The 12,541-nt window shown below is 54.0% G+C and carries 9 protein-coding genes; 3 read left to right on the plus strand and 6 right to left on the minus strand.

What is annotated here, in order from left to right:
* Positions 1 to 111: 111 nt before the first annotated feature.
* A complete protein-coding gene (locus tag C173_RS16115; protein ID WP_036726386.1) occupies positions 112 to 987 on the minus strand; it encodes an aldose 1-epimerase family protein in 876 nt (291 codons plus the stop codon).
* A gap of 195 nt (positions 988 to 1,182) precedes the next feature.
* Here C173_RS16115 and C173_RS16120 point away from each other — a divergent pair, with 195 nt between their 5' ends.
* Together C173_RS16120 and C173_RS16125 are read left to right on the plus strand one after the other, a co-directional pair.
* Positions 1,183 to 2,412: a Zn-dependent hydrolase gene (locus C173_RS16120; RefSeq protein ID WP_036726388.1), complete on the plus strand. Its 1,230-nt coding sequence runs from the start codon at positions 1,183 to 1,185 to the stop codon at positions 2,410 to 2,412.
* Between the two features lie 361 nt (positions 2,413 to 2,773).
* Positions 2,774 to 3,505: a class I SAM-dependent methyltransferase gene (locus C173_RS16125; RefSeq protein WP_235191914.1), complete on the plus strand. Its 732-nt coding sequence runs from the start codon at positions 2,774 to 2,776 to the stop codon at positions 3,503 to 3,505.
* 579 nt (positions 3,506 to 4,084) lie between these two features.
* Here the strand turns inward: C173_RS16125 and C173_RS16130 are convergent.
* The 5 genes from C173_RS16130 to C173_RS16150 all read right to left on the minus strand — a co-directional run bounded on the left by C173_RS16130 (position 4,085) and on the right by C173_RS16150 (position 10,787).
* On the minus strand, positions 4,085 to 4,912 hold the full coding sequence (locus tag C173_RS16130; RefSeq protein WP_036726389.1) for a carbohydrate ABC transporter permease: 828 nt from the start codon (positions 4,910 to 4,912) through the stop codon (positions 4,085 to 4,087).
* Positions 4,913 to 4,924: 12 nt separating this feature from the next.
* Positions 4,925 to 5,806, minus strand: a complete 882-nt coding sequence (locus C173_RS16135; protein ID WP_036726391.1) for a carbohydrate ABC transporter permease — start codon at positions 5,804 to 5,806, stop codon at positions 4,925 to 4,927.
* A gap of 234 nt (positions 5,807 to 6,040) precedes the next feature.
* Positions 6,041 to 6,832: a response regulator gene (locus C173_RS16140; protein ID WP_036726393.1), complete on the minus strand. Its 792-nt coding sequence runs from the start codon at positions 6,830 to 6,832 to the stop codon at positions 6,041 to 6,043.
* Between the two features lie 27 nt (positions 6,833 to 6,859).
* Positions 6,860 to 8,632: a sensor histidine kinase gene (locus C173_RS16145; RefSeq protein ID WP_036726394.1), complete on the minus strand. Its 1,773-nt coding sequence runs from the start codon at positions 8,630 to 8,632 to the stop codon at positions 6,860 to 6,862.
* Between the two features lie 835 nt (positions 8,633 to 9,467).
* Positions 9,468 to 10,787 carry an ABC transporter substrate-binding protein gene (locus tag C173_RS16150; protein ID WP_235191915.1) on the minus strand — a complete coding sequence of 440 codons (1,320 nt, stop codon included), beginning with the start codon at positions 10,785 to 10,787 and terminating at the stop codon, positions 9,468 to 9,470.
* Positions 10,788 to 11,099: 312 nt separating this feature from the next.
* On the opposite strand from C173_RS16150, the gene ald reads away from it, so the two are divergent.
* Positions 11,100 to 12,233, plus strand: a complete 1,134-nt coding sequence (gene ald / locus C173_RS16155; protein WP_036726395.1) for an alanine dehydrogenase — start codon at positions 11,100 to 11,102, stop codon at positions 12,231 to 12,233.
* The last annotated feature ends 308 nt before the right edge of the window (positions 12,234 to 12,541 follow it).

Below are 12,541 nucleotides of genomic sequence, written 5' to 3' on the forward strand. Positions count from 1 at the left end.
CGGAGAAACCGAATAACGTCGTCTTTTAAATACGTTTTTTTACTTTTTCTAAGAAAGGCTAGTTTTTCAGTGGCCTCCCATGAGGTGACTGCGGCCTTCGCCTGCTGAAATTTAGTTAAATGTAATCGCCAGCGCGCTGGTAAACTGGCTGCCCGGCGGCAGGGAGATGACATTCTGCTTCTCCCGGATATCGCCGGTGAAGCCTTCGATATCGGCCACACCATGCCAAGGCTCGATACACACGAACGGTGCATTCTTCGGCTGCCAGATGCCGAGATCGGGGAAATTGGTGAAGGCGACTGTTACGCTCTTGTCAGACTGTCTGCTTTTGAGGGCAACCGATTTGGACTGGACATTGCGGAAGACGAGGGCGTCATGCGCGAACATGTCGTGATTCAGCGGCAGCTTGTTGTCCCCGCCGAGCATAGTCTCGCTCTGGCCTGGAGTAATCAAGCCATTCTCATTCAGGAATAAGCGCTCCAGGCGCTCCGGCTGTTCGAATTCAAGATAGTAGTCGGTGAAGCTTCCTTCTCCGCCAATCGGGCAGTTGAACGCCGGATGGGTGCCGAGCTGGAAGAACATCTCCTCTTCTCCGGGATTCTCCACCCGGTAGCCGATGTCCAGCGTGCTGCCGTTCAGCGTATAGGTGAGATACAGATGGAACGGATACGGGTAGCTGGCCAGCGTGTCCGCGCTGTGGGAGAGCCGGAAGACGGCATGTGTATCGCTGGACTCCACCAGCGTGAATTCGCTGCGTCTGGCGAAGCCGTGCCGGGCCAGCGGATACGCCTGCCCGTCTACCCGGACCGCTTCGCCTGCGGCTCCCCCGATCATCGGGAACAGCACCGGGGAACGGCCTGTCCAATAGGCGGCGTCTCCGTTCCACATATATTCAGTGTCTGTATCCGTTCTTCTGAAGCTGACCAGCTCAGCACCGAGTGAACTGATCTCGGCCACGGCCAGGCCGCTGCGTAAAATAGTGTTCATGCTTTTACCCCTCTCGTCCTGCAATATGTAATCCTGATGTCTCATATTCTAACAGACTTCCCCGCAGGTGCCAGCATATGACGGAAATTCTCCAGCCTATAATTTTTACAGTATGTACAATGACAAACATGTGGAATTCGTTAACATATAAGGATAGCAATCATTCCATATCAGCGGAAACGGGGGAATAAGCCGATGCAGGTTAAGCAACTATTGGTGAACGGTGAGCGGCTGAAGAATACCATTGAGGCCTTTGCCGATTTTGGGCGGACAGACCATAACGGAGTTACCCGGCTGTCTCTGTCGGAGCAGGATGTGCGGGTGCGCGGCTATTTCACCGCCTGCTGCGAAGAGCTGGGCATGAGCGTGAAGGTGGATGATATGGGCAATATGTATGCCACTCTGGCTGGCTGTGAAGATGGGCCGCCCATCGTGATCGGCTCACATCTGGATACTGTGAAGAAGGGCGGCAGATTCGACGGTGTGCTGGGGGTGATTGCCGGCCTTGAGGTGGTGAGAACCCTGGTAGATCACGGGATTAAGCCCCGGCTGCCTGTCACGGTGATGAACTTCACCAATGAGGAGGGGGCGCGCTTCGAGCCGTCCATGATGGCTTCTGGGGTCTTGTCCGGCAAGTTCAATAAGGCAGCCATGCTGGAGAAGAAGGACCCGGAAGGCATCAGCTTCGGCGAGGCGCTGGAGGCCAGCGGGTATGCCGGGGAGGCGGAGAACCGGATCAGGGAAGCGGCGGCTTATCTGGAGCTGCATATTGAGCAAGGCCCCGTGCTGGAGAAGGAGAACGTTAAGATCGGTCTGGTTGACTGTGTTGTGGGCATGGTCTGCTATGAGATTGAAGTGACCGGGGAATCGGATCATGCCGGGACTACGCCGATGGATATGCGCCGGGATGCGCTGTTTGCCGCTACAGATATTATTACGGAGCTGCGCCGCAAGCTGGCCGTGCTGGACCCTGAGCTGGTCTATACGATGGGGCGGATGAACGTGCTGCCGAATATCCACACCGTTATTCCGAACAAGGTGATCTTCACCGTGGAAGCGAGACATAAGGACATGGATGAGGTCCGTGAAGTTGAGGCGATTATTCACGGCCTGCCGGAGGAGCTGCTGGATTGCAGTGTATCGAAGACGAAGCTGTGGGGCCGCGACACGGTATGGTTCGATCCGGGGATCTGTACGCTGGTGGAGCAGGCCGCGCAGAAGCTCGGTTACAGCAGCCGGAAGCTGGCTAGCGGCGCAGGGCATGACGCCCAGTTCGTGGCCGGGTTCCTGCCGTCGGCGATGATTTTCGTCCCAAGTGTGAACGGGAAAAGCCATTGCGAGGAAGAGCTCACCTCCTATGAGGATTGTGAAATGGGCGTGAATGTGGTGCTGGAGACGGTGCTGTCGGTGCTGTCCCGCGAGTGAGCGGCGGATGGGTTAAGGTAGGCTGGGTAGCAGAATTGTATAGGATTGCCCCAAAAGACACTTAACCGGTGTCTTTTTTTCGTATCGGTGAAAGGGCACGGACGGAATCGGAATGTACTTGAAAAACCGAACACATTGGGCACACGGGCCGGAGATTCGCCGGATGATTACACGAACTGGGCGATTATTATTATCTGGAGGCGCTGATGCGGCTGGAACAGGGGATTCCGGGGTATTGGTATGAGCGGCCTGTTCTATAGATCCCAGCTATGTGGGATGGAGGTTTCCGCGTCCGTCCCTGATAATCGGTACATGACCTGTTGTGGTTATGTACCGATTATTACTTTCGGAGGGGATGTAATTGAAGGACAGCATGAGCGGGGCAGCCAGCCCTTGGGAGCAGGCAGACGGAGATCAGTATGTACAGAATATCAGCCGCAAAATCCCCGGGTACGCGCTGCAATATGACTTGATGGATACGCTGCTAACAGCGCGGCTGGACAAGCGGGAGAAGCAGGAGCTACTGATCGTCGGGGCGGGCGGAGGACAGGAGATACTGAAGCTGGGTCTGAGCCACCCGGACTGGAGCTTCAGCGGCCTGGACACCTCGCAGAGTATGCTCCAGGCTGCCAAGCAGCGGCTGGAGGCTGCGGGTCAACCGGGTCTGCTGGATAGAGTGCGGCTGCATCTTACGGAAATTAGTGACTGGAGCTGTGCTAGAGCGTACGATGCCGCAACCTGTATGCTGGTGCTTCATTTCGTGCAGGGGAGGGAGAGTAAGCTGGCGCTCCTTCGCAGCATTGCCGCGCGGCTTCAGCCGGGTGCACCGCTCTGCCTGTCCGCCATCTGCGGGGAGCCGGGCTCACCTGCATGGGAGCTTCAGATGGCAGGTTGGCGGCTGCATATGCTGGGGAACGGGATCGCAGAGGAACAGTGGCAGACCTTTGAGCAATCGTTCGGCGTAATCTCTCATCCGCTCCATGCTGAAGAGATAGAGGAGTTGTTGAAGGAGGCCGGGTTCACTGCCGTATCCCGATTCTTCGGCGCATATCTGATTGACGGCTGGGTGGCGGTGAAGGCGGAGGAACAATAGCAACTGCACATTGTACAACGGAATGCTGTAGAAGAGGCTTCGAAATAGATTCTATTGTATTCCGTACAATCGAATATTGAAAAAAGGCCTTTTTTCAGCCAAATCACAACATTCCAATGTATGAAATACAATAGAATCTCATTTTACGGTCAGCAATACGTTTTCTATTGCAGGAAATACAATCAGCTACTTGATTTGAAGAGTTGAAGTCAGCAACGGGGCAGGTTCAGCCTAATATCAGCTCGATGTTCATACTCAGACTTTAATCAGAGATAAGTGTATTCTGTGCAACTAAAAACAGTGCGCCCGAAGGTATTCTTCGTCTAACTGTATTCTGTACAACTATATTTGCCCGAATGGGCGAAAATCCAGATATAGAGGTATTTTATTGTACGAAATACATCTAAACAGAGATTTGGCGGCACATCCCGCATTTTAGTTGTACAGACTGCACTTAAGCCTACCCTCGCACCTTAATCAGGCACGATCAGGCATGGCAACCCTAAGCAAGCGATGAGTTAAAAGTAATTTTCACATGTTTTAAGCTGATGCGGCACTACTACCTAGTTCCCCGCACTGTCACCCCTTCACCGCCGAGCTGGCCACTCCTTCAATAATGTATTTCTGGCCGAGCAGGAAGACGAGAATCATCGGGATGATACCGGCCGTTGCGGCGGCCATCATGCCGTTGTAGTCGACATTGTTCTCCAGGATGAAATTCTGCAGCCCGAGCGGAACGGTGAACAGATCCTGGTCGATTAGGAAGACGAGCGCGTTCTCATAATCATTCCAGTGCCAGGAGAAATCGATAATCGCCAGTGTCGCCAGCGAAGGCTTGGCCATCGGCAGGATGATCCGCGAGAAGATGCGGAAATGGCCGGCACCGTCGATGAAGGCGGCCTCCGAGATTTCATGGGGCACGGAGAGGAAGAACTGCCGCATCATGAATACGCCAAAGATGGTGAACATGCCGGGCAGAATCAGCGCCCAGTGGGTGTTATAGATGCCGGCCCAGTCGAACATGATGAACTTGGGCACGAACAGTACCTGCGGAGGAACCATCATCATGGACAGATAGATCAGGAACATCGTGTTGCGCCCCTTGAATTCAATTCTGGCAAAACCATACGCCGCCAAGGCAGACAGGGAGACAGCGCCGACGGTACTCAGCACAGCGACTTTAAGGGAATTCAGATAATAAGGCACGAAGCTGCCCTGGCCGGACCAGACCTTGATATGATGACTCCAGTTGAAGTGGTCCGGAATCCACTGGATCGGATAGCGGAATACTTCCGCAGGGGTTTTGAAGGAGGTGCTGATCATCCAGAGGAAGGGTACAATCATGACGATGCTGAAGAACAGCATGATTAATGTGGTGATAATTTTGGCAACAGCGGCTTTATTCATATTCTCAGCTCCTTAGTAGTGAACCCAGCGTTTCTGGCCCAGCCATTGAACGACGGTGAAGATCAGAATGATCAGGAACAGGGCCCAGGAGACCGCTGACGCATAGCCCATCTCGTAATAGCGGAAGGCATTCTGATAGATGAACAGTGACAATACGGTGGTGCTGTTCCCGGGCCCGCCCTGCGTAATCGCCTGGATGATGCCGAACTGCTTGATCGACATGATCAGCCCGGTAATCAGCAGCAGAAAAGTGGTGGGACTCACCAGCGGCCACAGGATGCTGCGGACCGTCTGCCAGGTGCGGGCACCGTCGATGGTGGCTGCCTCCAGCAGCTCGCCGGACACCTCCTGCAAGGCGGCGAGGTAGATAATCATGTTATAGCCGAGCATGAACCAGATCCAGATGATATCAATCGCATACATGGACGTATCCATCGTGGACAGCCAACCGGGAGGGTTCTCGATGCCCATAGAGCGGAGAATGCCGTTAATCGGCCCGTTATTCGGGTGGAACAGCAGCATCCAGACGAAGGCTACGGCTACGCCACTGGTAATGTACGGCATGAAGTATAGGGCACGGAGCAGCTTTTTGAGATAGACAGAACGGTTCAGAATGACAGCCACCAGGAACGCCAGCCCAATGGATACAGGAACAGAGAGCAGGAACAGCAGCGTGTTCTTAATGGCAATATAGAAGACCTCATCCCCCAGCATCCGCCGGATATTGGCCAGCCCGATGAACTTGGTATGGGGACTCATAAACTTGTAGTCTGTAAACATGAGATAGAACGAATACATAGCCGGTATGATAAAAAATAGTATCACGCCAATCATATTGGGCCCGATAAACAGATAGCCCAGCAGCTGCTGGCGTCTCATCCAGGTTGCCTTCACAATAGCCCCACTCCTTCAGGTCTTAATAAGTACATTACAAGCATAGCAAGCGTTCCCGTGAGGGTTAAGGAACAAAACCACCCACTTCATGGCACAGAAATATACAATTACGCAGGCGGCGGCAGGCGCTTCGGTCTTAGTTATGTTCTATCCATGTCCCGGCCAGCAAGAATAGCGGCATTCCCGGTAGGAATGCCGCTGGAGCGGTACTATAATCGTTGTCTGAAAAACAGGCTATAAACTCAAGCGATCCGGCTTCTCTCGCTGCTGATGCCGGTATTGGCTGGGCGTCTGCGCGGTCAGGCGCTTGAAGATCTTGATGAAGTAGTTGTCGCTCACGAAGCCGACCCGGTTACCGATCTCATAGACCGGCAAGTCGGAATCGGTAAGTAGCCGGATCGCCTGGTCTACCCGTACACGGTGCAGATAGTGGATGAGGGTGTGGCCGGTTTTCTTTTTGAATAGGGTGCTGACATAATTCTCGGCCATCATGACATACTGCGACATCGACTTCACCGTAATATCCTCAGCGTAGTGTTCGTGCAGATAGTGCAGGATCTTCTGAATCTCCGGGTGGCTCGTAATCTCCTCATGGGCCGGCGGGGGCGGGGGAGACTCCTTAGGCATATCCGGCTCTGCCTTGCGGTTCTTCTCCAGCTCCCCGCTGATCTTACGCAGTGTGTCCCGGAGTGAATTTACGCTCATCGACAGCTTCAGAATATAATTGGACGCCCCGTATTCCATGGCCTGCCGCACATTCTCGAAATCATTCATGCAGGTCAGCATGACGAAGCGGGAATCAAATCCTTCCTCACGGGTTCTGCGCAGCAGCTCGACGCCATCCATCTCCGGCATGACGATATCCGAAATCACCAGATCGGGCGTATTCTCCCGGATCATCTCCAGCGCTTCTGCCCCGTTGCCCGCTTCTCCGCTGACTGTGAAGCCAAGCTCTTCCCAGGCGATAATCTCGCGCACACTTTCCCGTACGAATACCTCATCCTCCACCAGCAGTACCTTCCACATGTGTAATCCCTCCCGTAGTTATGCGCCTCAAGCCGGATGTTCGTTGCCGTAAGGTGTGGACATTAGCAGCGGCAGCGTCAAGCGGACCGTAACGCCTTCGCTGGTTGAGAGCACCTCAAGCTGACCCTCTTCCCGGAACAACAGCCGCAGCCGCTCCTGAATGTTACTCAGTCCGATGCCCGGACGCTTGCGCGGAGCCTTGGGGCTATCCGTCTGCTCCATGCCTACGCCGTTGTCCCGGATCTCTACGACCAGCCGGTTCTCTTCGCGGTGGACGTTCAGCTCAATAAGGCCGTGGCCGGGCAGTCTGCTGATTCCGTGAATGATGGCGTTCTCCACCAGCGGCTGAAGGCTGAGCTTCGGCACCAGAGCATACAGAATATCCTCGTCATACGTGAACGTACAGTCGAATTTGTGCGCGTACCGGACCTGCTGAATATGGACATAGGCTTCAACCAGCTCGATTTCATCTTTTAGATGGATCAGATCCTTATCGGTGTTCAGACTGGCCTCCAGCAGCTTGCCGAGCGACAGGGTCATGTTCGTAATATCCTCGTTCTGCTCACGGATGGCGATCCATTTGATCGTATTCAGCGTGTTGAGCAGGAAGTGGGGATTCGTCTGGGCCAGCAGCATCTGAAAATGCACCGCCTCCTTCTGGCGCTCCTCCGCCTTCAGCTTCTGGATCAGCAGGTGGGTGTCGTCCAGCATCGTATTGAAGGTCCGGGTCAGCTCCAGGATCTCGCCACTGAATTTGTGCTCCGGCAGGCGGATTTTCAGGCTTTTCTGCACGGCAGCCTTCATCTTGTTCTGCAGATGGGACAAGGGCCGCGTAATGGTCGTAGCAATCACGAAGGTCATCATCAGGAAGATGCTCGTCAGCACCAGGAACGTAATGAAGTATTGCTGCTTCAGCCCCTCGATTTCCACGAACAGCACAGACAGCGGAATCCGGTTGACGATATACCAGTCCAGCGACTCCACATAGATATAGTTAATCAAGGCGTTCGAGTCTTTATCGATAAAATACTGCTGTCCCGGCTGCCCGGCAAAGCCGGCCTTCACCTTCTCGGATAACTGGCTGCCCGGAACCGACTGGGAGATATCCTCGCCCGAGCGGGTAATCAGGAAATACTGCTGCTCCAGATCGGACTGCTTGTGGATGGAGCGCAGCCAGTACGTGTAGTCAATGCTGATCCGGGCCATGCCGTATGGCTGGTTCCGGGCATCCTCCAGATACGCATATAAGGACAGCAGATAGGCGCTGGTAGAGACATCGCGCAGCACGTAGTTAGTATCATTGGGCACCCAGTGATAAGAGCTGTTGTTCATCTGCCCCCGGTCGAACCCGGGATTTGCCCGCAGATCCGAATAGACCAGAGAATCCTTGGGCGGATATGAGGTGTATGCGCTTTCAGATAAGTCCAGAATCATGAAGTAGACCGAAGGATTATACAGGAAGAAGCTGTTGTTCAGGTTCTTGAAAATATTCTCCATCAGCCGCTTATTCTCTAGCTCATTACGCTGTTCAGGATGGAGCAGTACAGACTTCACAGTGTCATCCTGCTTTAGGAACAGCAGCGTCTTGAAGGCGATGCTGATCTGGTCCTCCAGTGTGCGGTACATCTGCTCCAGCTGATAGTGGCTCTGCTGGCTGATTTTCTTCTGGACCAGCGTCTCAATGCGCTGATAGTTATAGATATTCAGCGCGCCGAACGGCAGCAGAATCAGACACACAAAGGCGGTGAACAGGCGGTATTTTAACTTCTGGGGAATCAGCACACGCAGCAGCTGTGACACAGGGAAGCACCTCCAAGCCTGACTGAACCTGCCCGGTTCGGGTCGGTTGATATGCTAGATTATAGCATACTCCCTCCGCCGGATTGGCGATATTTCAAATTGCATGGTTTTGTTCCAGCGGACAGGGGAGGATGGCGGAAATGCATAGTTTTGTTCTATCCGGGCTGCTTGACGGCGGGACAAGAAAGACTGAGCGGATGGTTATCCGCCCCGCCTTGTCAAGAGAGCTTTTGGAGTATGGAGGGGTATAAGATGTCAGTTTAAACGTATGATGTTGTACTTCAGCGCAAGCAGAAGAAACACGCCAGCCAGGAGAATGACCCCCGCCGAGACTAATCCGCCCATAATGATTGTCCTGTCAAAGGGTTTGAAGCTTTTGAGCATTTCATCACTCCTTTACAAAGATGATCACTCCTTCTTGATTATAAACGATCTGCCAGTGGGGGCGGTAATGAAGTATCCTGGACGCATGTGCCTCCTATGTCTGTGGACCGACGGACTCAGAGGCTCTTATTCGGCCAAAAAGTCAACTTTCTGCTGGCAGGCGGACTCAGAGGCCTTTATATCACTCCAGGTAGCCGGAAATGAAGAGGGAAATTGTAATTAAGCGCATCTGAGTCCATGTAGCCTCCAGAATAGCCGAATTTGCCCTAATAAGCGCATTCCAGTCCGCAAGAACACGGCTGGAGCTTGCCGCGTTCATTCAAGGCATAGTCTGTTCCTGATAGGGTAAGAGAAAAGAAAGAGAGGCGCCATGATTCCCATGGCAAGCCTCCCGTATGATGCACGATACTTCTCTATTTCTTCGCTATCTCCGCTGGCTCCACTCAAGCCGCTACTTCTTCTGCTTCAAATACTCGTTATGCCGGGCTGCCATGGCCTGTACGGTCTGGTCAAGCGACTGCGAGCCGAGGAAGTACTTCTCGTATTCCTGTGAGCGCAGGTCCATTACCTCTTGCGGCAGGCTGCGTACATAGGTTGGCGTCTTATTGTCGAACATGACGTACATCAGGGAGTCCAGATCGTAGGAGTCACTTTTGTCGCCGATGAGGCTCTTGAGCGCATCCTCCTGCTTGGCATCCTTGGAGGCCGGGAGTCTGCCGCCCGCTGCCATCGGGGACATGCCGCCATCGGAATACCACTTCAGGAACTCCCAGGCCGCTTCCTGCTTCTTGGACTTGGCGTTAATGGAGATGTAATCGCCGAGGCCCCCGCGGGTCACGTAATCACTGGCGGATTCAGCAAGTCGGGGTACCGGAGCGAAAGCGATTTTGAAATCACGCGGGAAGTCGGTGAAGTTATTCGAGCTGCGCAGCAGCCACGCCCCGATATTGAGCATCGGCACCTCTCCGCTGAGGAACACCTGCTCCACCGGCATCTTGGAAGTCAATTGCTCGCCGAGCGGCGGCGTGGTCTTATCGTCCTGCATCATCCCGTTCAGCGTCTCCAGCCATTGTCTGACCAGCGGGTGATCGAGATTGGAGGTGCCGTCCGGCTTAGTATAGCCCTCCTGGGACAGCACGGAGTCGATGGGGTCCACGAAGGGCTCCATATTTTGAATAAAACCGTACGAATCCCCGTTCTTCAGCTTCTTCGCATACTCGCGCAGCTCATTCCAGGTCCATTCCTTCGGAACCTGCAGGCTTGCCTTATCGAGGGCGTCTTTGTTCAGGGCGATGAAGAACGGACTCTTGGTTGTCGGAACGCCGTAGAACCTGCCGTCAATCTTCCAGCTCGCAGTGTCCGCGCCCATCTTCTCTTCAATGTTGTAATCGGTGAAGCCGCTGAGGTCCAGGGCCAGTCCCGATTCCACCCGCTTGGCGGCATGGGAGATTGTATAGTTCACGAACAAATCTACATCCTGGCCGGTAATCATCGCCGTATCCAGCTTCAGATTGCCGTCGTCGTCATTGACATAGCGTACATATTCCGCTTGAATATCGGGGTGCTCCTTGTTCCAGTTGTCCACCACCTGCTGCGGACCGGATTCCGGGGGGACACCGCCCCACATTTTGAGCGTTACCGGTGTATTCTTACCTGTGGCAGAGCTTCCATTGTCCGCTGAAGATGAATTGCTGCTGTTCCCGCAGCCTGCGGCCAGACCCATGATCAGAACGAGCGAAGTGATTCCGGCAATAACACGGCTCTTGTTCAAAAGCGACAACCTCCCTGTGTGTACTGTATAAGCTTGCAATTCAAGAATAGCAGATGGCCGGAAGCGTCAGAAGGAACAAAAAACAGGAGAATATGGAACATAACTTTATAATATCTCCCCGGATTAGGGCTAGGGCGGCAATAGTGCAGGGAAACGTTCTATTCCGGGAGCAGCTGGTGCGGCGTTTCAAGTCCATTGTGTAAAAACACAATCATGTCAGATCATGTTTTTCTTTTTACCCAAAATGCAGCTCCGGCCTGTATGTTATGATTCTTCACATAAGAGAACCCTAACTGACAGGAGCGATGAAAGATGATTATTGGCGTACCGAAAGAGATCAAAAACAACGAAAACCGGGTAGCGATCACCCCGGCGGGTGTTGTCAGCCTGACCGCAGAGGGCCACAAGGTGCTGGTGGAAGCAGGAGCGGGTGTAGGCAGCGGATTCCAGAATGAAGAGTATGCCGCAGCCGGTGCTGAACTGGTGGCAGAAGCCGCCGCAGTGTGGGCCGCCGCTGAAATGGTAATGAAGGTAAAAGAGCCGCTGGCCAGCGAATACGGTTACTTCCGTCCAGGGCTTATCCTCTTCACTTATCTGCATCTGGCTCCAGAGCCAGCTCTGGCTGCCGCCCTTAAGGACAAAGGCGTATTCGCCATCGGCTACGAGACGGTAGTGGATGGACGTACGTTGCCGCTGCTCACACCCATGAGCGAGGTAGCAGGACGGATGGCTGTACAACTGGGCGCACAATTCCTGCAAAAGAACTACGGCGGACAGGGCATCCTGCTCTCCGGTGTTCCCGGCGTAAGCCGCGGCAAGGTCAGTATTATCGGCGGAGGTGTCGTCGGCACCAATGCAGCCAAGATGGCCATTGGCCTCGGCGCTGAGGTGACCATTATCGACCTGAGCGCAGACCGGCTCCGCCAGCTTGACGATATTTTCGGTGCCCAGATCAGCACCCTGATCTCCAATCCGTACAACATCGCCAAGGCTGTTGCCGAAGCAGACCTGTTGGTAGGAGCAGTGCTTATTCCGGGAGCGAAGGCGCCTAAGCTGGTAACGGAAGCGATGGTGCAGACAATGAAGCCAGGTTCCGTCATTGTCGATGTGGCGATTGACCAGGGCGGGATTGTGGAGACGATTGACCGGGTGACCACGCATGATAACCCTGTCTTTGAGAAGCATGGGGTTCTGCACTATTCCGTAGCCAATATGCCGGGCGCAGTCGCCAAAACCTCGACCATCGCTCTAACCAACGTCACCGTTCCGTACGCCCTGCAAATTGCCAACAAAGGCGTATTCCAGGCCATTGAAGATAATGCAGGTCTGAAGAGCGGCGTCAACGTAGTCAACGGAAAAATCACCTGCCAGGCCGTAGCCGAGGCGCTTGGAGAAGAGTACTTCACGGTTGAAGCTGCTGTAGAGCAGGAGTTCACGCTGATCTGATGTGTGGTGGGAGAGTAAACAGAAGAATGTGTGTCAGAGTCCGGTGAGCAATCACCGGGCTTTTTTTGGCGAGTGGACCAGGCGGATGTAGGCGAAAAACCGAACACAATGGGCTGGCGCGAGGCGTGTGGGCCAAATGTAGACGAAAAACCGAACACAATGGGCTGGCGTGAGGTGAGTGAGGCGGATGTAGGCGAAAAACCGAACACAATGGGCCAGCGTGAGGTGAGTGCTCCACAGCCCCCTAAAGAAGTTGGAGTCCTCCCCCACAAAAATGTAGACTAGATATAGGAGGAGGATGAACGGTA

The organism is Paenibacillus sp. FSL R7-277 (genome assembly GCF_000517965.1).
Taxonomy (GTDB): domain Bacteria; phylum Bacillota; class Bacilli; order Paenibacillales; family Paenibacillaceae; genus Paenibacillus_AQ; species Paenibacillus_AQ silagei.

Coding starts and splice junctions, on each gene's coding strand:
- C173_RS16115 (WP_036726386.1), bottom strand. CDS start 987: ATGAACACTATTTTACGCAGCGGCCTGGCCGTGGCCGAGATCAGTTCA.
- C173_RS16120 (WP_036726388.1), top strand. CDS start 1,183: ATGCAGGTTAAGCAACTATTGGTGAACGGTGAGCGGCTGAAGAATACC.
- C173_RS16130 (WP_036726389.1), bottom strand. CDS start 4,912: ATGAATAAAGCCGCTGTTGCCAAAATTATCACCACATTAATCATGCTG.
- C173_RS16140 (WP_036726393.1), bottom strand. CDS start 6,832: ATGTGGAAGGTACTGCTGGTGGAGGATGAGGTATTCGTACGGGAAAGT.
- ald (WP_036726395.1), top strand. CDS start 11,100: ATGATTATTGGCGTACCGAAAGAGATCAAAAACAACGAAAACCGGGTA.